Annotated in this window: 18 protein-coding genes and 1 tRNA gene; 7 read left to right on the top strand and 12 right to left on the bottom strand. The window is 37.7% G+C overall.

Annotated features, from left to right (window positions below; genetic code table 11):
• Positions 1–202: 202 nt before the first annotated feature.
• Positions 203–287: transfer RNA gene (locus tag ACNF42_RS06480), tRNA-Leu, on the bottom strand.
• Between the two features lie 191 nt (positions 288–478).
• Here ACNF42_RS06480 and ACNF42_RS06475 point away from each other — a divergent pair.
• Positions 479–3,568, top strand: coding sequence for an MMPL family transporter (locus tag ACNF42_RS06475; RefSeq protein WP_443339913.1), 3,090 nt, complete (start codon positions 479–481; stop codon positions 3,566–3,568).
• A 169-nt stretch (positions 3,569–3,737) separates the two neighbouring features.
• Here ACNF42_RS06475 and ACNF42_RS06470 read toward each other — a convergent pair whose 3' ends face one another.
• A complete protein-coding gene (locus ACNF42_RS06470; RefSeq protein WP_443339912.1) occupies positions 3,738–4,028 on the bottom strand; it encodes a hypothetical protein in 291 nt (96 codons plus the stop codon).
• A gap of 90 nt (positions 4,029–4,118) precedes the next feature.
• Here ACNF42_RS06470 and ACNF42_RS06465 point away from each other — a divergent pair, with 90 nt between their 5' ends.
• On the top strand, positions 4,119–5,057 hold the full coding sequence (locus ACNF42_RS06465; RefSeq protein ID WP_443339911.1) for a hypothetical protein: 939 nt from the start codon (positions 4,119–4,121) through the stop codon (positions 5,055–5,057).
• On the opposite strand, the gene ACNF42_RS06460 is transcribed toward ACNF42_RS06465, so the two are convergent.
• Positions 5,058–5,552 (bottom strand): GNAT family N-acetyltransferase, encoded by a 495-nt coding sequence (locus tag ACNF42_RS06460; RefSeq protein ID WP_443339910.1) that lies wholly within the window; start codon positions 5,550–5,552, stop codon positions 5,058–5,060.
• Entirely contained in the window at positions 5,549–6,886 is a 1,338-nt protein-coding gene (locus tag ACNF42_RS06455) for an NAD(P)-dependent malic enzyme (RefSeq protein ID WP_443339909.1), read from the bottom strand. The genes ACNF42_RS06460 and ACNF42_RS06455 overlap by 4 nt, the downstream gene beginning before the upstream one ends.
• A 48-nt stretch (positions 6,887–6,934) precedes the next feature.
• Here ACNF42_RS06455 and ACNF42_RS06450 point away from each other — a divergent pair, with 48 nt between their 5' ends.
• Positions 6,935–7,891: a GNAT family N-acetyltransferase gene (locus tag ACNF42_RS06450; RefSeq protein WP_443339908.1), complete on the top strand. Its 957-nt coding sequence runs from the start codon at positions 6,935–6,937 to the stop codon at positions 7,889–7,891.
• Here the strand turns inward: ACNF42_RS06450 and ACNF42_RS06445 are convergent.
• From ACNF42_RS06445 to ACNF42_RS06415, 7 genes are all read right to left on the bottom strand, one after another.
• Positions 7,877–8,680 (bottom strand): diacylglycerol/polyprenol kinase family protein, encoded by an 804-nt coding sequence (locus ACNF42_RS06445; protein ID WP_443339907.1) that lies wholly within the window; start codon positions 8,678–8,680, stop codon positions 7,877–7,879. The genes ACNF42_RS06450 and ACNF42_RS06445 overlap by 15 nt on opposite strands.
• 190 nt (positions 8,681–8,870) lie before the next feature.
• The gene (fsa, locus tag ACNF42_RS06440) at positions 8,871–9,542 is read right to left on the bottom strand and encodes a fructose-6-phosphate aldolase (RefSeq protein ID WP_443339906.1); all 672 of its coding nucleotides are present in this window, start codon (positions 9,540–9,542) and stop codon (positions 8,871–8,873) included.
• Complete coding sequence (locus tag ACNF42_RS06435) at positions 9,526–10,485, bottom strand: transketolase family protein (RefSeq protein ID WP_443339905.1); 960 nt, start codon at positions 10,483–10,485, stop codon at positions 9,526–9,528. Before ACNF42_RS06435 ends, fsa begins: the two co-directional genes overlap by 17 nt.
• A complete protein-coding gene (locus tag ACNF42_RS06430) occupies positions 10,482–11,336 on the bottom strand; it encodes a transketolase (RefSeq protein ID WP_443339904.1) in 855 nt (284 codons plus the stop codon). Before ACNF42_RS06430 ends, ACNF42_RS06435 begins: the two co-directional genes overlap by 4 nt.
• Before the next feature lie 68 nt (positions 11,337–11,404).
• Positions 11,405–12,481, bottom strand: coding sequence for a cell division protein FtsZ (locus tag ACNF42_RS06425; protein ID WP_443339903.1), 1,077 nt, complete (start codon positions 12,479–12,481; stop codon positions 11,405–11,407).
• A 98-nt stretch (positions 12,482–12,579) separates the two neighbouring features.
• Positions 12,580–14,184, bottom strand: a complete 1,605-nt coding sequence (locus tag ACNF42_RS06420) for a long-chain-fatty-acid--CoA ligase (RefSeq protein WP_443339902.1) — start codon at positions 14,182–14,184, stop codon at positions 12,580–12,582.
• A gap of 82 nt (positions 14,185–14,266) precedes the next feature.
• Positions 14,267–14,740, bottom strand: a complete 474-nt coding sequence (locus ACNF42_RS06415) for a peroxiredoxin (RefSeq protein ID WP_443339901.1) — start codon at positions 14,738–14,740, stop codon at positions 14,267–14,269.
• Positions 14,741–14,783: 43 nt separating this feature from the next.
• On the opposite strand from ACNF42_RS06415, the gene ACNF42_RS06410 reads away from it, so the two are divergent.
• From ACNF42_RS06410 to ACNF42_RS06395, 4 genes are all read left to right on the top strand, one after another.
• Positions 14,784–15,416 carry a diphthine--ammonia ligase gene (locus ACNF42_RS06410; RefSeq protein WP_443339900.1) on the top strand — a complete coding sequence of 211 codons (633 nt, stop codon included), beginning with the start codon at positions 14,784–14,786 and terminating at the stop codon, positions 15,414–15,416.
• Between the two features lie 84 nt (positions 15,417–15,500).
• Positions 15,501–16,853, top strand: coding sequence for an adenylosuccinate lyase (gene purB / locus ACNF42_RS06405; RefSeq protein WP_443339899.1), 1,353 nt, complete (start codon positions 15,501–15,503; stop codon positions 16,851–16,853).
• The gene (locus tag ACNF42_RS06400; RefSeq protein WP_443339898.1) at positions 16,846–17,421 is read left to right on the top strand and encodes a hypothetical protein; all 576 of its coding nucleotides are present in this window, start codon (positions 16,846–16,848) and stop codon (positions 17,419–17,421) included. Before purB ends, ACNF42_RS06400 begins: the two co-directional genes overlap by 8 nt.
• A 45-nt stretch (positions 17,422–17,466) precedes the next feature.
• A complete protein-coding gene (locus tag ACNF42_RS06395; protein WP_443339897.1) occupies positions 17,467–18,525 on the top strand; it encodes a radical SAM protein in 1,059 nt (352 codons plus the stop codon).
• 53 nt (positions 18,526–18,578) lie between these two features.
• Here ACNF42_RS06395 and ACNF42_RS06390 read toward each other — a convergent pair whose 3' ends face one another.
• On the bottom strand, positions 18,579–19,451 hold the full coding sequence (locus ACNF42_RS06390) for a DUF929 family protein (protein WP_443339896.1): 873 nt from the start codon (positions 19,449–19,451) through the stop codon (positions 18,579–18,581).
• Positions 19,452–19,747: the final 296 nt, after the last annotated feature.

Here is a 19,747-nt window from a genome sequence, read left to right as displayed (position 1 = left end):
CATCCCAGGACGAACGTGGTATCAATGCCATGAAAATCCTGGGAATAGAAAATATGAATTAGCACCCTAAACTTGAATTACATTACAAACTGGAATAGAGCCACTGGGAAGTTCAATTAAAAATTAACCATGTAAAGTCATGTACATGCTTCAATTATTTATATATGACCAAAATAAGAATAAAATTGACAAAAATCTATAATGCGGAGGGCCGGATTCGAACCGGCGAACCCCTGCGGGAATGGACCCTGAATCCATCGCCTTTGACCATACTCGACAACCTCCGCAGACTGAAGGCAGAGGCGTAATTATTTGGTCATTAAAGTATTTTGGCATATGGTCAGATAAAATTGGATTGTACCAATAATTACCATTCCACCGCATAATGTACAATAATTCTCTTTGGAGTCATTAGGAAAAGCAAATTCTGAATAGTTTATCTAATAAAACATTAATACATAAACTAAATGCCGTATCAATGTTTGAATCCATATTTGAGAAATTGGGGAGAAAAGTTTCCAATAATAGCGGTAAAATAATAGTTCTCTGGATTGTATTATTACTTTTGATGGGATATGGTGCATTGTTGGTATTTTCCAATACTAACTTTAACATTGAGAATGGATTTGGGTCTTCTAATTCCATGTCTGAAAAAGCATCAAACGAATTATCCCAGTACTTCAATTCTTCAGCTGGCACTGGTAGTTCAGGTTCTACTTCTGAATTGATAGTGGTAACAAAGAATACCAATGTTTCCAGTGCCACTGATTTTACAAATCTTGTTAATTATGTGAATGAAGCGAATAAAACAGCTTCTGCAGATTCTAATTTTACAGGCATTGAGAGTATTGTTGGGACCGAAAACCAGACGATGCTTTCTTTTTCAACAGGAATGAAAAAAATTCTTGACACTAACTTTCAGACTCTCACATCACTTGGGGGAGTTGAAGAATCTGCTAACCTGACATCCCAGATTTTTCTATCCCTTGAAACCAATTATTACTTCGAATTCTTAAATTATGAAGACAAGACTAAAAATTACTCATCGGCAGAAGGTGTGGCCTACAATGTTTCACATTATGCAGCTGATCAACTGTCCTTAGAAGTTAAAAGTAATGCACCGGTTATATTCGTAAACATTTTTGCTAGGTTTGTGAATCAGTCATATTCTCCGTCAATAAATCTTATCAGTTTGATAGGGGAAGGAGTAGAGAGCGCAATTCTAAATTCGTCTTTCAATGGGGCCATTCATTCCAGCCCAGTATTAGATCCGATTTATCAAGAAATTCTTTTCTATCTTGTAAACCAAAATTTAACACTTTTTATGAATAGTCCAAAATCATCTACCATTTATCTTTCTGAAGGTTTATTGAATAAAAGCGGAACTCTTGCGGAATTAAGTTCCTTTATTCAGAAGTTTGATAATAGCTCAATTTCCTTAGTTTTATCCTCCATTTACCAAAATATGGGTGCAGAAGATACCATAAGTAATCTTGAATACACTCACCTCTCTGTAAATTTAACCGTTTCTGCAGCCCTGAATCAGTTCAAGGGAAACCCTCTGGTTAAGGTTGATAAGTCCGTATTGCCATCATATTTTTCGGAGCTTAATAACACATCTGCTTCAGTTCTTTCAAATTCCTACATGGAATCACATTCCCTGTTCCAGATGCCAGTACAACCAACCAGTTATCTATTGCATAATTTTGTCGGATATGATAACTCTACAGCAATAATTATTTTCACATTTAAGGGAAATTACACCAATGCTGTTGCTAAAAACATAACATCAGTTTCAATCTCCTATGAGAAGAAATTTGCAGGTGGTAAGTTTCTAATAGCAGGAAGCCAGGAGTTTGCAAGTCAACTGGAAGGAGAGATCACCTCGGGACTGTTTAAGGCATTGGGAGCTGGCGTTGCATTATCCATACTGGTCGTCGGACTTTTCTTTCGCTCAGTTAAGGCAGCATTTATTCCGATTATGATTTTTGTCATATCTGCCGTGATCTCTCTAGGCATAGTTGGATATCTTTATACATACGTATTTCACACCGGGGTTTCTTTCATAACGCCGACTCTTCTCTTCATATTCATTCTTGGCCTTAGCAGTGATTATACTGTATATCTTATGGCAAGATACAGGAGGGAGTTGCGCAAGGGAACAGAACATCCAACGATTGCGTCTTCCAGATGGGCAGGTCATGCAGTTTTCACGTCTGGACTAACAGTTATTATATCTGAGATAGTTCTCTGGCTTGCAAATATACCTTTCTTTAGTGATGCAGGACTTGCAAATGCTATAGGTGTATCTGTAACCCTTGCCCTTGCCACAACATTCCTTCTGTCTATATTACACAGGTATGGCAAGAAGATTTTTAAGAAGTCCTCAACAGGAGAATTCGTTGAAGGCAACCATAGGATAATGAAGAAAGTTGGTCTATTTTCAACCAAGAATAAGGTTGCTATGATTGCCATATTTCTTATTTTCGCCCTTATAGGAGTTACAATCTATGAATCTACTCCAACTGGAATAGACATGCTAAAGCTACTTCCAAGAAGCCAGGCAATTACAGCCATTGAGGTTGTAAATAACAGTTTTAACGGAGACTTTTTTGACAGAAATTTCATAGTAATAGGTCTTGCATCTCCTTTGATTACAAGTGTGGGAAATAAGATTACAGTTAATCAGACAGAGATGGCAACAGTTTCTAGTATTGAGAATAAAACACTTGAAACAAAAGGTATATCCATGGTATTAGGGCCAGGAAGGCCATACGGTTATTATTATGGAGTTCCAGATGTTATATACAAAAACCAATCACAGATATATGCAAACCAGTCACTAAGTTTTGTCAGTTCTGTAAATTCAAGATACGTAGAGATAGTATTCCAGACATACTATCTTGGGTGGGGTTCCAAGGCGATCACTACGGTTACAAATCTTTACAATAATATAAAGCCATCATCACCTTCCAGTTACACGGTAGAAATAGGAGGATTAACTCAGGCACTATCAGACGCCTTGTCCAGTACTCAGGTATCATTCTCCGAACTTATTCCTATACTTACAATAACCATTTTCATAATCCTTCTCATACAGTTGAGTTCCATATTGACACCTGCAAGACTGATAATAATGGTGATAGCGGCAGTTCTGGTGTCACTCTCTGTCTCCTATGTAATTTTCCATTACATACAGGGTTTTCCGGTTGTAATTTTCATGCCTGTATTTGTATTCATAACTCTTCTTGCTGTTGGGTTAGATTATGATATATTCATGATAACAAGAGTCAGAGAAGAAGTTATAAAAGGAGCGAGTCTTAAAGATGCTTTGATAACAAGTGTATCCGAAAACGGTGGAGTTATAATGCTGTTGGGTTCACTTCTCTTTGTCACGTTTGCAGCTCTCTATTTCAGTGCAATTCCTCTTATACAGGAGATTGGAATAGGAGTTGGACTTGGAGTTCTGATTGATACGTTTATCAGTTGGCCTTTCTTTATTCCTGCAGTGATGCTCATAATAAAGAAATATAATTGGTGGCCATCAAAATTGGAAGATAAGAACTAAAAATTCGCATTGAATTTTTCTTACACATTTACAAAATTTTTCTTAGTTTCTATTTAAATTAGTAGTGAATCTTTCGTGGGAGATTACTTTAGATCAATTCTCAATATATTTACCATGTTAAATGTGACCAACTGAATCAAAAAATTATATCTGGGAAAAAGTGTATTTTTTATTGGAAGACAAAACCCAAACCGCCTGCCGCCTCATCACTCTCTTCCTTAACTCTGTTGTAAATTTCCTTTGTTTTTGATTCACTTAATTCCGTGAGAAATGAAAAATCAACGACCTTAAAGACCTCTTTTATCTTTTCCTCATTTCCCTCTATTATCACTATTTTTCCACTAACTTCAAAGTCTTGACCGTCTCTTCTGGTCACACTAAGTGTCTGAACCCTATCATCACTGATAAGCTTATCCAGAGTGGATTCGAATTTACCATCGTAAGAGTATGCCCTGTACATAATACCATATTTTCCAATACTTAATCTCTTTTATGTTCATTAATCACGAAAAAATTATAGAATTATAATCATGTAGTGCATGACATAAGGATGGTTAGTGAAAAAGATCATTTAAAAAAGTATATCAAAGATCTGGAATCTATATGGGACATAAAGTTTTCAACTCAGACTCAATCCTATTTTACCGATTCCAGCTTTAAGGAGAATCTAATAACTCCACGAGACATAAAGCAGATAATTCTGAACTTTAACATTAAGAATGATGAACTGCTTGTTGAATATTTACGTTCCATAGGCTGTGACATAATATACGAGGACATGGAATATAGAATAATCAACGATTCCTTTGACAGTACAAATGAGAATATTCCTGTTATCAAGATTAATTCCCTAAATGTGATTGAGGGAATGGAACTTGCATATCACATGCTTATGAGGGAAAGAGTTCAGGTTAAAGATGCCCCGGTTGATATAATTGAACTATCTTATGAATTAAAGAACCAACTAAGGTTTCCAGATGAATTCTTTAATGAATTTCCCTCCTTACCACTGTCAACTCCAACAAAAAATAGCCAGGGTTCTCTCGTTAATTATGGAAGAATTCAAGGTTTCAAAGTTTACTACAACTATTTTTATATAAATAAAGATGTGGTGATACCATCAGCTTCCTATCCTGCAAAAATAAACATTGATAATAACATCACCTTAAAGGGATTAATTGATGCACTAATAAGGGCCTTTGATGAATTTACAAAATCAGATGAATTTAAGGAGTATCTTAATTACAGAATGCTTAAGAACATAAGGAATAAATACGTCGCAAAGAAGGGAAAACCAGTTAATTTATCACTCTGGTCAGAACAAGAAATAAAATATGCATTATCAACTGGACTCTTTGTTAAGACAGAAAACACACTCTGTTTAAAAGAGGGTAAGACCAATGAGGATCTTAATCAAAAGATCGACGAATTGAGACTAGCCTCATTGCCTACTACTAAGAAATGGAAGAATGTTTTCCTTTTTGGATAGTTATTCTTTATTTTCTTCCATTACCTTTCCGTACACACTGGTAATTTCCCTGTATCCTATCTTTTTGTAGAAATTGAGTGCAATCATGTTCAAGGATGGAAATTCCGCAGTTACAATAGTTATCTTTCTCTTTTTCATTTCATCGTAGATAGCATTGATTAGGAGATTACCTACCTTTTTTCTTCTAAATTCAGGCATAATGTAAAGGTCCACAATCCTCAATTCGAGGGGAGGATAGTAAGAAATTCTGTTTCTTACCTCTGCTTTTACGAGACCTGCCATTTTTTCCCCAGCAATCGCTACAATAGTAACAAATTTCTCCTTGTCCTTTATGCAACTGAGATAATACTCCTTAATTTGGCCAATATTTTCATCGTTAGCTTTGAAAATGGAATCAAACTCCCCATTCAGGCGCTTCATTCTCATTATTAGATTAATAAAATCATCAATATCACTTTCTTCAGCTTTTCTTAAAACAATCTGTTCTTTTTTCATAAATTCACCTCTGGTAATCTTTTTATCAAACCCAAATCCATATTTTTTTCAATAGCTTCTCTGTTTGTCGTTATAACCTCTCGGGCGGTTTTTAGAAATCCTTCCCTGCTATCAACTTTTCTCGCCATACCCTGTTCAACCGTTGCTCTTGCAACTGCTGAGGCAACCTGTGGATACAATTCCCAGTCACCCATAGTTGGAACAATTTTATCAGGTTCCGGGTTTGAAACGTAATTGGCAATTTCGTAAGACGCTTTAACCATTATACCAAAATTTACCCCCTTAGATCTGGCGTCCAAAACACCTCTGAAAATACCTGGAAATACCAAACTATTGTTTATCTGGTTTGGAAAATCACTTCTTCCTGTCGCAACTATTTTGGCTCCATTTGCCTTTGCGTCCTCTGGCCATATTTCGGGTAAGGGATTTGCCAGGGCAAAAATAATCGGATCCTTATTCATTTGTTTAATCCATTCACCCTTTATTACACCAGGCTGAGATTTTGATGCGGATACTACTATATCAGTGCCCTTCATTGCTGCCTCAATGTCTCCAGTACGCCTTTCCTGGTTGGTCTTAAGTGCAAGATCATATTTCCAAGGATTTGAAATCATCATCTTATCCAGATCATCCCTTTCGGGGTGAATGATGCCGTGGGAATCCACCATAATAATATTACCCGGCTTAAAACCAGCTTCGATCATTAAATTAGCTGCTGCAATATTGGCTGCCCCAGATCCCACAAGTGCAACAGTTGAGTCCTCTATCTTCCGTCCCGTAATCTTTATGGAATTAATAAGACCTGCAAGAATTATACACGCCGTGCCAAGTTGATCGTCGTGCCAGGCTGGTACTGTTAGCTGTTTCTGAAGGTCTCTTAAAACGAAAAAGCATTTGGGGCTTTCTATATCTTCCAAATTAAAACCTCCAAATGAGGGTTCAAGAGCCTTAACAACATTTATAAATTCTTCACCCGAGCCAACTCTTAGGGGCAACGGAATCGCATTCACTCCTCCCAGAAGGTTGAAAAGCATTGCTTTACCTTCCATCACAGGCATTGCAGCCTCCGGTCCCACATTTCCAATGCCAAGAACTCTTGTGCCGTCCGTAACAATACCTATACTGTTCCATCTACCAGTTAAATTAAAGGATTCATCTGGATCCTTATTTATTTCACGGGACACTTCTGCAACCCCAGGTGTATACCAGTATGAAAAGTCCTTCATAGATGTAATGGGTACGTTTGGAAATGTTCTTATTTTTCCCTTGTAAAATCTTGAATATTCAACAGCCAAACGGTTGAACCGGGCTGTTCTCTCGTTATCGTCCATCATTCAGATAGTATAAGATTATTTATATACGCTTCGAAAATTTACCGTAATATGAAAGAACTGGAAAATGTTGGTTTAAAATGGGACCTGATCTTAAAGCCCCATATAGAACAAATTCAAAAGCAAAATCCGGATATGAATATAAAATCATTATTTACCCCACTTGTCTCCATGTTGAACTCCAACAGAATTCCCTCCAGGGTGATCCTATCTGCAGGAAAAGTAGTGGCTTACGCCTATGTGCTTCCTGCCATGGGGATCAGGGACAGAAATATTGCTTCAATAGGTTTTATAGAAGAAGATGATTCAAATAGATCAAGAGGGGAGTCTCTTCTCAAGTGGCTAGAAGGTGAATCAAGCAGGGAAAGGAAGTTACTTATTTTGGACGGACTTTACAATTCATCCTTTTTGGATGTTTCATTGAAGGAAATAGGGTTTCACAAAAGTACAAGGATTAAAATGATCGGGCATATAGATAACGTGCTGGAGAAATTATCACATTACAATTTCGAGGAGATTGAAATGTCAACTGAAATTTTACATTCAAGCGATGTAAATCCTGAAGCCCTTTCAGAGATACAGTACAGTGCATATTCAAATAGTCCGGACAGGGTTCTGTTAATTCTTGAAAATGAGAAGAACATAACATTTGAGATACTGTTATCAGGATATTATGGTAAGATTCTAACTTCATCCTCAATCATTCTGGTAAATAGAAGTGGAATAGTAGGTTCAATAACCGTTTCAGATGGATCAGAAGAAATAATCGGAAAAAATATCCCACTCATAGTAGATTTTTTTACAATCGAAATTGAAAGGAGTAAAGGTTACGGAATATACATATTGAAGAAATCACTTGAAGCCCTGAAACTACTTGGATACAAGGAGATACAACTTTGGGTTAACCAAGAGTCCAGCGCTTACCAATACTACTTGAAAAGGGGTTTTAATAAAACGGGAGAGGAAAATACAACATACTGGAAAGATTATAGATCAATAAAAAATTGAAAGGATAAATCTTGTCAAAATAACACTGACGGGGATTGAAAAGTTGTCATCCACAGGATAACCAGAAAAAGATTCCGCCAGAGATGCTACGACAGCATAAATGATGTAAAAAATTCCAAAGAAGTATACAGCAAATACTGATGTTACAAATAACATTGCAGCCAAACCACCAACGCTTTTCCTTGGGTTGTAAGGTAGCTTTAAGGTTCTCAGGTTCATCCCAGCAATAGTTGCAGCACTGTCACCTATGGCCATTGCAAAGACTCCAACTAGGAGTGCCCCCATTCCTCCGGTAAGGCCCATCAGTAATAGTACCCCAGCAATATACCAAAGGGAGCCAATACCTGGTTGTACATTCTTTCTCTCAAAGCTCATAACGAATTTAGATATGAAGCTTTCCCGGTATATTCCGGAAAAGTTGAGTAGAAAAATGGCAAAAATTACCAGGAATACCAGAATTACCTTGATATATACTTCAGAAATAATAAAAAAGGAACTTATCAGCGCAATGCCCGAAAGTATCTGCAGAAGATCCCTTCTCACTTCTATATTGTTAGAATTTCCTCTTGCCTCATTATTAACAAATTCGTTCTTTCGCATTTCATTACTAAAGAGGAGGGATATAGATATTCCAACACCCAATGAGAGTGCCAGACCTGAGGATATGTTTGTATTAAGATGGATAATAACTGTGAGGAAGAGGATTACTGTCACTGCACCTATGTATATAAAGGATCTTGACGTGTATAATAAATTCAAGGCAAGTGTTGATAGAAATTCCACTGACATGGAAAAAGAGTAGGGAAAGAATAAGAAGAATGGAATGGATATAAAAAATGACAATACTGTAGAAAAATTACCCATCTTGAAATCCATTAATAAATAAATAAGGAGGAAGAGAAGAATAATAATTAAATTGAGATCGAAATAGATAATATACTCCATTAAAAAGCGATGTTAATAATATATAAAACATTATTTAGAGTGGGAAATCTTTGCTCCCAAAGGCTTTTTCCCAATCTGACAAAAACTTAGAGAGTCCCTCAGAGGTCTTTGGATGATCAGGTAGTTTCTTGAGGACATCAAAGGGTAGGGTAACAACATCTGCACCTATCAGCATGGATCTGAGTACATGCAGCGGGTTTCTGATGGAAGCCACCAGGATCTTTGTCTTAATGTCGTAATTACTGAAAACTGTTTTTATCTGCTCTATAAGTGCCATTCCGTCATCACCAATGTCATCAAGTCTTCCAACAAAGGGTGAAACATATTCAGCTCCGGCCTTAGCAGCAAAAAGGGCCTGAATGCTGTTGAATATGAGCGTTGAATTTACTGGTATTCTCTTTTCTTTAAGCGTCCTAGTAACTCTAAGTCCATCCAGGGTAAAGGGTATTTTCACGACTGCATTATTCCCAAGCGCACTTATTTTGATTGCCTGACTCAGCATAGTTTCATAATCAGTAGCAATTACCTCGACACTAACCGGTCCGGGAGTTTCTTTTATTATCTCTCCAATAACGTCTTTAAACGCCTTTCCCTTACTCATTTCCTTGGCAACCAAGCTAGGATTGGTCGTTACACCATCCAGTAATCCCCAGTCTCTGGCTTGTCTTATTTCATCAATATTTGCTGTATCAAGAAATAGTTTCATATTTTTTCACCTCTCTAAAGCTTCTGATTCCTGCTGATACTATATCCTTAACTCCCATATGAAAATAATCGAACAGTTCCCATGATTTTCCTGATTTTCCAAAAGTATCCTTCATACCTACTCTTACAACTGGAACCGGATACTCTTCGGAAAGGACCTCCGATACTCTACTGCCTAACCCATTATAGATCGAATGTTCTTCGGCCGTTACCACATGTCCTGTTTGTTTTCCATATTTAATTATTCCTTCTCTGTCTATGGGTTTTAAAGATGAAACATTCACTACGGCGGCATCTATGGCTTGCTCTTTCAGCTGCTGAGCAGCTTGAAGGGAAAGATCAACCATTGAACCATTGCAGAAAATAGTCAGGTCACTACCGTCCTTAAGAACAGTATTACGTCCTTCTCGGAATTCATAATCCTTATCATTAATCACAGGGAATTTCTCCCTGCTGAGTCTTACATAATATGGTGTCTTGGTTTTCTCAACCAAATATTCCATGACAGATGATGTTTCTATGCTATCTGCAGGTACAATAACTTTCATGTTGGGGAGACCACTCATGATGCCGACATCCTCAATTATCTGGTGAGTAGCTCCGTCTTCCCCAACTGTTATTCCTGCGTGAGTTACCACGAATTTAACATCTATATTGTTGTAGCATACAGACTGGCGTATCTGTTCATAGGTACGCATCAGAAAGACGGCAAATGTGGAAACAAATGGTTTTTTTCCAGAGAGAGCGAGGCCTGCGGCAGCCGTGACCATAGATTGTTCTGAGATACCCATGTTAAAGAATCTACCGGGAAATTTCTTACCAAATTCAGCCGTCTTGGTGGAAGATGAAAGGTCCGCATCAAGAACAACAATATCTTTGTGTTTTTCACCAAGTTCTACAAGTTTCTTTCCGTACGTCTCCCTCAGGCTCTCTGTAGTTTTCATTCTGCATCAATCTCCTTTAAAGCTCTTTCATATTCCTCTTCATTGGCTGGTGGGGAGCCATGATATTTACTATTATTCTCCATATAACTGACACCCTTTCCCTTTACAGTATGCGCAATAAGAAAAACTGGTCTATCCTTTATAGTTCTTGCAAATTCCATGGCTTTTCTTATTTCTTCAAAATCATGACCATTAAATTCGTAGGCAGCCCAACCAAAGGCTTCTACCCGCTCCTTAAGTTTATCCATCGGCATGATGTCCTTGGTATAACCATCCAGTTGAACCCCATTTTTATCAAGAATGGCAATCAGATTATTGAGCTTGTACTTACTTCCGGCCATTAGACTTTCCCAGATGTTTCCTTCCTCAATTTCCCCATCTCCCAGTATAACGAAAACCCTGTAAGGGTTGTTATCAATTTTAGATGCTATGGCCATTCCAACCCCAATGCCCAAGCCTTGCCCTAGGGATCCAGTGGATGTTTCCACCCCCGGTACTCCACGATGAACGTGCCCTTCCAGCTTAGAATTTATCTTTCTAAAGTCCATGAGAAGGTCCTGTGGGAAATATCCCCTCAAAGCTAAAATGCTATAGAGTGCGGGTGATGCGTGTCCTTTGCTCATTACCAGTCTATCGCGATCTGCAAGATTCTGATCAGTTGGATCAATGTGCATTTCGTTGAAATAAAGTTCGGTTAAAACATCTATAATACTGAGTGAGCCCCCCGGATGACCGCTCTGGGCTCTATAAACCATCCGGATTATTAAATTACGGGCCTTTTTAGCTATCTCTTTTAAATCTTCATTACTAAGAATCAAACTACTTTTTTTATTCCCTGCATTTTCAACCATGACCTATATTCCCCTATATACCTTCATTCGATTTTCTGTTAAAACTTTTTGTTTACAAACCAGAAAAATTATTCGATGGAACTAACCGAGAAATCTCCATCATTAGTTTGAAGATCTTCAAATCCTGACGGGATTCCAGTTGCAAAGATGAGTATTTTTATCTTCCCATTTATTTCTTTATCCGTGCCGAGTCTCGGAATTATGATCGCGTCTCTTCCTATTCTCTGTCTGGCCAGCTCCATTGCCTCCGTTTGTTCACTCATCTGCAAATCGTCTCCACCCGTTATACTGATAAGCATGGCCTTTGCCTGATCCATTTTAATGTTGCTGAATGGCGAGTTCATTGCCTGTTCAAAGGCCTCCTGAACCCTTTGACCCGGAGGAGAGTCGGACACGCCAACTCCAAACGTACCAATGCCCTTTTTGGACATCACCTTTTCAAGATCGGACATTTCTGTGTTGACCTGAGTTGTTCTCGTTACGGAATCTATTATTCCTTCAATAGCCTGCATCATTATGGAGTCAGCAAAGGCAAGGGCAGCATCTACCCTCTCGTTGGGTACAAGTTTTACGATCTCATCATTCTGGAACAGTATTACTGAATCTGCAGCTCTTACAAAATTGGTTAAGCCAATTTTTGCATTTTGCTCCCGTATTTTACCTTCACCTTTAAGAGGCCACGAACAAATACCTATTGATAGTGCACCACTCTTCTTGCACCTTGATGCAATAAAAGGGGCTGCACCAGTACCTGTACCTCCACCCATTCCTGCGACTATAACAGCAATCTTTGTACCTTCAAGCGCTTTGTCAATTTCATTGACGGATTCTCTTGCTGCCTGCTCACCTTTAGAGGGATCGGCACCAGCCCCTCTTCCTTTGCTAAGGCTCTTACCAATTACAAATCTTTTATCCGCCTTGATTTCCTTTAAATGCACTGCATCTGTGTTTACTGCAACAGTCATTACATCAGCAACTTCACTTCTGAATTTTTTCTCATACATTTTATTTACTGTATTAGAGCCTGCTCCTCCAACTCCAATTATACGAATCTTTAATTTATTTTCATCTAAGATTTTGTCTAATTCTTCGTCCTTTAAGCCTAAATCCGAAAGATCCGACAAGTCATCTTTCCCATTAAACATATTAGAATATGAATTCGCCTTATTTAAGATATACCCACTTATCAGATATTCAACTCATTTCTTGGGAAAATAAAATGTTAGGTTTTATTCTTTCAATTCTATTCTGCAAATTTCTTCCTCAACACCTTTTTATCGATTTTACCCGTTGATCCCTTTTCAAATTCATCTACCCTGATAAATTCGTCTGGAATCCAAAATTTCTCGATTCTTCTTTGCTCTACAAATTTCTGCAGGAATTGCTTTAGGTCCTCTGTATCGATAGGCTCCTTGGAAGTGTAAATGGCAATGGGGCGTTCTCCCCATTTATCGTCCCTCCTTCCTATAACTGCTACTTCCCCTATTTTTCCGTAGAGACTGATTATATCCTCAAGGATCAGGGTGGGTATAAATTCCCCTCCTGACTTTACTGAATCCTTTTCTCTATCTACAATTGTTAAATAACCTAAACTGTCCAGATAACCTAAATCGCCAGTATGAAGCCAACCTTCCTGCCACAATTTCTTTGTTGATTCAGGGTCCTTGTAATACTCATGAGTCAGCCATGGAGCCCTAACCGTTATTTCTCCAATTTTTTCGGTCCCCTTAGGAATCTCTTTTCCGTTTTTATCAACAATTCTAACCTCTACCATACTTGCAGGGAGTCCAGCTTTAATACTGTATTTCGACCTCTCTTCTTCATTCATATTCATCGTATCAAAATTGTATACGGAAGCCGTAAGTAGGGGTGCTGTTTCTGACATACCATATGCTCCCATAGTACTTATGTTCAATTTCTTTGCTGCTTCATTTAGCCCCCGTGAAAGGGCTCCACCACCAATAATGGCTCTGAAATTTATTTTAGGAAACAGATCTGAAGCTCCAGACTCGTTGATGAGCATATAAAGGATTGATGGAACCATTGCAGAGATTGTAACTCCATTATCCTTGATTAATTTTAATTCCTGAGATGGATTATATCTGCCAGCCAGAACATACTTGCACCCCTTAATTAGAAATGTTTGAGGTAATCCCCAAGCGTGAACATGGAACATGGGGACGAGTGGCATTATTACATCCCTGGAATTGATCGAAGCTGGTTCATCCGAAAGGGTTGCTATAAGGGCATAGGCATGCAAAACAAGATCTCTGTGGGAGAATGAAACACCCTTAGGCATTCCTGTTGAACCTGATGTGTAAAACAATGTTGCTGTATCATCTTCCACCACAGCAGGCAATGGTGAGTGAGAATCCCTTTGAATGAGTTCATCATAGTCATACACATTATTAAATGGAAAATCCATCTTAGTATCGGATGAAGAATAAATGATCCATCCTTTAACAAATCCAAAAAGATCCTTGTAATTGATAAACATTTTAGCAATCTCATCTCTTATAATAATATAGGAATCTTCTGCGTGTTGCATGGTATAATATATGAGTTCCACAGGGTATCTAATATTCACAGTGTGAAGGATCGCCCCTGTCATAGGAACTGCATAAAAAGATTCTAAATACTGCCTTGTATCCCAGTCAAGAACGGCCACTCGATCACGGGGACTTACTCCTATTTCAACCAGAGCCTTTGCCAGTGCATTAACTCTAGATTCAAAATCCGAAAATTTGTAAGGTCCCTTCTCTGGGTCAACAATTATCTGACTTGGATTTCTCTTAACAGCACTATGAAGTAAATTCCCAAGTGTTAATTCATATTTTACATAAGCCATAAGAGAGTTAAATGAAAAACAATATAAAACAATATTCCAAAGTAGCTGTTTTTAAATAAAAAATGAGATGAAGTAAAACTTTTTAGTTCATTTCTTCTAACTTTTTCTTAATTTCATCGTAGTTTGGCTCTTTGCCAGGATCCTCAGATACCCATGCATATACAATTTTTCCGTCCTTATCCAGTAGGAATACTGATCTCTTCGAAACGTCAAGGCTTGGAATTCCAATAAATTTGTTATGCACTATACCATATTTTTTAATTGTTTCCTTAGAGTGATCGCTGAGTAGAGTAAATGTTAATTTATTCTCATCCTGGAACTTTTTCAGGGAAAATGGGGTATCAACACTTATACCTACGACCTTCGCCTTTAGGTTGTTAAATGCAGTCATGGAATCTCTGAACGTGCACATTTCCTTTGTACATACTCCTGTAAAAGCCCCAGGGAAGAAGGCAAGTACAACCTTTTCTCCCTTAAAATCGCTCAGTTTTACCATCTTATTTGAAGTATCCGCAAGTTCAAAATCCGGTGCCTTATCTCCTACTTTTAATGCCATATTTTCACCAAGTTGATATAAATAAAAACTATTTAAGATTAACATGAGAGCCATATCTCTTCTTTCAGGCGGGAAGGATTCTTTCCTTTCAACATTATTTGCTATGGATCAGGGTCACGATGTTGTGTTATCAGTTTCTGTCAGACCGGAGGAATACTCTGAAATGTTTCATTATCCAAACACATGGATTGTGCCGAAAATTTCAGCTTTGTTAAATATTCCAAATGTTACCATACCGGAAAGTGAATTTTACATTCAAATACCTAAGATAGCCAAGGAAAACAATTGCAAAATGATAATAAGTGGTGCAATAGCTTCGAATTTTCAAAAGACAAGAATTGAGAAGATGTGTACAGAGAATAACCTTGTATCTTACACTCCTCTCTGGCTCGTGGATCAGACGAGGGAAGTTAAGGAAGTTATTCGTTCCAGAATTAGAGCCTTATTGTGTTCTGTTTCTGCTGAAGGGTTAACGGAGGATATGTTAGGAAGTGCATTAGATGATGATATGATTAGAAGACTTGCCTCACTCAGTGAAAGATACAGTATTAACATATCGGGTGAAGGGGGTGAATATGAATCCTTAGTAATGGGGTGGTTCAACCGATCTATAGATATCAAGGGATCAAGGAAGATATGGAAGGGCAGTTCTGGTTACTTTCTCTTTGATGAATAAATATTCATTCCTTGTTATGGGATTAAGAACAACTTTAATCCCATGTATAAAAGTTTTTTAAATCTGTGATCATAGGCATTCGCAATGATAATTTCCCCAATTGATTCTAGATATGGACGAGAGAATGTTAAAAAAATATTTGACTTGCAGAATCGCTTTAATTTAATGCTTAAGGTTGAGATAGAAGTATTGAAAGCACAGATTGCGGAGGGCGTAATACCTGAGATTAATCTTCAGCCTCTAACTAAAGTACTGAATGAAGGTGTGAATATTCAAAGGGTTTCGGAGATTGAAAAGGAAACCCATCATGATATAATGGCCTTCCTGAGAACAGTGGCGGAACAGGCAGGTCAGGAATCCCCCTATTTGCACTTTGGTCTAACATCTAATGATATAATCGATACTGCCACTGCATTGCAATTAAAGGAATTTTATGAAGTCTTATATCAGGATATCTTTTCAATTCAGGATTCAATGATAAGTTTAATCAAAAAATATTCAAGCACAGCAATGCTGGGAAGAACACACGGTCAACATGCCAGTCCAATAACCTTTGGGTTAAAGGTCTCAACATGGTTAGAGGAGATGAATAGACATTTACAAAGGCTTCATTCCGCAAGGGAGAGAGTCCTTGTTGGTAAAGCTTTGGGCCCAGTAGGAACGGGGGCTTCAATGAAAGGTCAAGGTCTGTTAGTTTCGATGAGATGTATGGAGAGCCTTGGCCTTAAGTCAGAAATAGCTACAGGTCAGCTCGTGGCTAGGGATAGATATATTGAATTTCTACAGATACTTTCAGGTATATGTGTCACTCTTGATAAGATAGGTACTGAAATAAGAAACCTTCAGAGACCGGAAATAAATGAAGTTATGGAGTTTTTTGATGAAAAAAGTCAAGTTGGCTCCTCAGCAATGCCTGCGAAAAGAAACCCAATTGAGTGCGAAAATGTTTGCAGTATTTCCAGATTTGTTAGATCTATGGTTGTTCCTGAAAGTGAATCTGCCGTAACATGGCACGAGAGGGACCTTACAAACAGCGCCTTGGAACGGTTTACAATTCCTTATTCCTGCATTTTAACTGATTATATATTAGTTAAGATGACAAAGATTTTAAGCAATTTAAGGGTACACCAAAATGTTATGGCTGAAAATCTAAAAGGTTCTCAGTTATGTATCTCGGAGAGACTTACCAGCGAGCTTACCTTGAAGGGCGTGGATAGACAAAAGGCACATGAAATAATAAGGAAAATATCCATGGAATTCTATGAGGAAAAAAGGAACCTGGTCGATATTTTGGAGAAAGGTGAATTCGGAAAATATTTCAGTCATGATGAAATAATTGAAATCGTAAAACCTGAGAATTTCCTTGGTTCCTATGAATTAATATGCAAAAAAGCTATTGAAAACACTATGAAATGGAGAAAGATAACATATGATTAGCGGGATCTCAAGGCAGATACTGGAAGTACTAAAAGATGATGAACTTTCAATATCGGGGATAAGAGAAAAACTTGAATCGAGGGGCATAAAGGTGCATAGATTAACCCTCTCTGGATATCTAAGCTCCATGGTTGATAGTGGTTTTTTAAAATACAAAGATATTAAACCAGCCAAGGTTTATTCTATTGATGATGGGAAGGTAATCTCCATTTATTCTATGATAGGAAATGCAGTAAGCAAGAGATATCCGGGAAGAACTGGAGATATGTCATTGTTACTTTTATTTAATTTGTTCAATAGGCCCATATTTTTAAGGGAAGTCGAGTTGTGCAGTGCTGAATTGCCAAGAGCATATAAGCAATCCTTTAGTAAAAGGAAGGAAATATACATTCAGAAATTGGGATTGCTTGGAATAAACATCACAGAAAACGAAAGACTTATGGAGCCATCCTTTGAGGATAAAACAGCTGTATTGTCCATGATGCGTGATCTGATACTTCTCTCTAACGATATACAGTATATAGAGGAAATATCCGATGTTGAACAAAAGACTCTTGAGGATGTCTGAATTAAAATAACAATCGCTTAAATATCTCATTGGAATCAACATAGGATGAAATCACTTCCAGGGAAATCTGTATATACGGGAGAGCTTCCGTTAGGATGCAAGATGTGCGCAAAGGGAGCTAAGATGGTTCTTTTTGTTTCAGGTATATGCGACGCGAAGTGTTTCTATTGCCCGATTTCGGAACCAAAGAAAATGAAGGATGTAATGTTTGCCGATGAAATGCCGCTTAGAAATATGAGGGATGCCATATATGAGGCAAATATGATTCAGGCAACAGGAACAGGGATCACTGGTGGTGATCCTTTGAAATTTTATGAACGTACCTCTGAATACATAAAGATCTTAAAGGAAGAATTTGGCTCCTCACATCATATACATCTTTATACAATAAGTGGTTCAAAAGAAGCAATCGATTCTGTAGGAAAAGCAGGTCTCGATGAGATAAGGTTCCATCCACCTGAGGAAATCTGGTCAGTAATGGATAAATCAATATTCAAACAAAGGATAAAATGGGCAAGAGATAATGGGATGAGCGTTGGAATTGAGGTCCCAAGTTTACCAGACAGGGAGGAGGACATGCGATCTTTGATAGACTTCTCAAGGAGAATGGATCTCGATTTCATAAACCTCAACGAATTGGAATTTTCAGAGACAAATTTCGAAAATTTGCTTGGGAGAAATTATAAAATTAAAAATGACGTTGAATCAGGAGCAAAAGGTAGTCAGGATATGGCCATTAAGATGGTTAAAGAGAACCCTGATTTCACTGTCCACTATTGTTCTGCATCATTCAAAGATTCGGTCCAATTGAAAAATAGGCTTAAAAGAAGGGCAAAAAACGTTGCAAGGCCAATAGATTCAATAACGCGAGATGGCACCATAATAAGAGGGGTTGTAGAGGGAGCAGATCCAGAAATAATATACGGTGATCTGATTCAATTGGGAATACCTAAGGATCAGATGCATATTAACTACGGAAAGAAGAGAGTTGAAATTCCTCCATGGGTGCTGGAAGATATAAAACCACATCTAAATTATGACATCTATGAGGTTGAGGAATATCCGACCTATGATGCAATTGAGGTTGAGAGAATAAAGATATAATTAAATTTCAGGGCATTTTGAAAAATTTATTTTTAAAAAATTTAAATACTTAATTAGGACAAATATGGCAGAAGTGTTTCCACGGCATTCTTTATTTCCGATATATGTGGAAAATTATCTGCGATATATACTGGTGCATACTGGTCCAGGGATGGGGGGTTAAAAAACGGACCATTAAATATATAAGTCCCATTAGTTCCTGTTATAATCATTATTGTGGTCAAATGGTAGACGCTTGTTAATTCAGCTGAAACGGCACCTGGGGCACCACCGGCACCAGTAACTGGATACACAGTTTCATACTGTTTTAATATATTGTAGATCGCAGGAGGTAGCTTCTGTTGAGCAACGCTAAGTCCATATGTCACCAATGTTTGATCCCTTACAGAATTAGGAGGTTCAATCTGTACACCAGTACCATTGGGGTTCTTGTAATTGTTGCCTTCCTCTCCAAACAAAGTCCAGTTATAAAGATATACCGGATCCATGTTAATTTGATTATTTCCAGACTTTACCGAGAAACTCTGATCAAATATGAGGCCAGGAATACAGGCATAACTACCTTCATTTGGTGAAGAATGATGTGTATAGATGTATGAATTTATATCGGCATATTGAGAAAGGGCGCCATAAATTACCCATGAATCAGCGGCGCCAATAGGACATCCAGTCCATGATATGAAATATATGTTTACTGAATTTGATGGGGCATAATCGTTAGTACTAACCTTAGCAAAACTTCCCCATGGATCATATTGGGGAGCCGAAAACGATGGAGAGCTGCTATTTGAACTACCGAAACTTATTATGCCACTAAATGATAAAATGGCAACTATTAGAATAACCCCAATCACTATGACAAATATTCCTACTATAGGATTGCTTTTTTTGGGTGCATCTTGGCCGACCTTTTTTTTGCTGGACATAATACAACATTAATGAATAAATTGTGATATATTATTCTTTGTGTTCCCACCGCCATTATTTTTTCTTGTTCCATACAATAAGAGATTGGACTAGATAATATGACATACTTATGAATAAAGACCTTTTACATACATTTTACTCGATTTTAATTATCTACGTGACTTTACATCTTCTTTTTATTAGTATATCATGGAACACGCAATTTAGCCATTTTCTGTAAATCTGTCTGTGGGTACACAGGATTTTCATTGTCTTCATGTTCAATTTATTCCGTATTTTCATATGTACATAATGT

Source organism: Cuniculiplasma thermophilum, assembly GCF_052315355.1.
Lineage (GTDB): Archaea > Thermoplasmatota > Thermoplasmata > Thermoplasmatales > Thermoplasmataceae > Cuniculiplasma.
Note: the sequence above shows the minus strand (reverse complement) of the source record. Positions and strands in the feature narration are given on the sequence as shown.

Coding starts and splice junctions, on each gene's coding strand:
- ACNF42_RS06475 (WP_443339913.1), top strand. CDS start 479: ATGTTTGAATCCATATTTGAGAAATTGGGGAGAAAAGTTTCCAATAAT.
- ACNF42_RS06470 (WP_443339912.1), bottom strand. CDS start 4,028: ATGTACAGGGCATACTCTTACGATGGTAAATTCGAATCCACTCTGGAT.
- ACNF42_RS06465 (WP_443339911.1), top strand. CDS start 4,119: ATGGTTAGTGAAAAAGATCATTTAAAAAAGTATATCAAAGATCTGGAA.
- ACNF42_RS06460 (WP_443339910.1), bottom strand. CDS start 5,552: ATGAAAAAAGAACAGATTGTTTTAAGAAAAGCTGAAGAAAGTGATATT.
- ACNF42_RS06455 (WP_443339909.1), bottom strand. CDS start 6,886: ATGATGGACGATAACGAGAGAACAGCCCGGTTCAACCGTTTGGCTGTT.
- ACNF42_RS06450 (WP_443339908.1), top strand. CDS start 6,935: ATGAAAGAACTGGAAAATGTTGGTTTAAAATGGGACCTGATCTTAAAG.
- ACNF42_RS06445 (WP_443339907.1), bottom strand. CDS start 8,680: ATGTCAGTGGAATTTCTATCAACACTTGCCTTGAATTTATTATACACG.
- fsa (WP_443339906.1), bottom strand. CDS start 9,542: ATGAAACTATTTCTTGATACAGCAAATATTGATGAAATAAGACAAGCC.
- ACNF42_RS06435 (WP_443339905.1), bottom strand. CDS start 10,485: ATGAAAACTACAGAGAGCCTGAGGGAGACGTACGGAAAGAAACTTGTA.
- ACNF42_RS06430 (WP_443339904.1), bottom strand. CDS start 11,336: ATGGTTGAAAATGCAGGGAATAAAAAAAGTAGTTTGATTCTTAGTAAT.
- ACNF42_RS06425 (WP_443339903.1), bottom strand. CDS start 12,481: ATGTTTAATGGGAAAGATGACTTGTCGGATCTTTCGGATTTAGGCTTA.
- ACNF42_RS06420 (WP_443339902.1), bottom strand. CDS start 14,184: ATGGCTTATGTAAAATATGAATTAACACTTGGGAATTTACTTCATAGT.
- ACNF42_RS06415 (WP_443339901.1), bottom strand. CDS start 14,740: ATGGCATTAAAAGTAGGAGATAAGGCACCGGATTTTGAACTTGCGGAT.
- ACNF42_RS06410 (WP_443339900.1), top strand. CDS start 14,784: ATGAGAGCCATATCTCTTCTTTCAGGCGGGAAGGATTCTTTCCTTTCA.
- purB (WP_443339899.1), top strand. CDS start 15,501: ATGATAATTTCCCCAATTGATTCTAGATATGGACGAGAGAATGTTAAA.
- ACNF42_RS06400 (WP_443339898.1), top strand. CDS start 16,846: ATGATTAGCGGGATCTCAAGGCAGATACTGGAAGTACTAAAAGATGAT.
- ACNF42_RS06395 (WP_443339897.1), top strand. CDS start 17,467: ATGAAATCACTTCCAGGGAAATCTGTATATACGGGAGAGCTTCCGTTA.
- ACNF42_RS06390 (WP_443339896.1), bottom strand. CDS start 19,451: ATGTCCAGCAAAAAAAAGGTCGGCCAAGATGCACCCAAAAAAAGCAAT.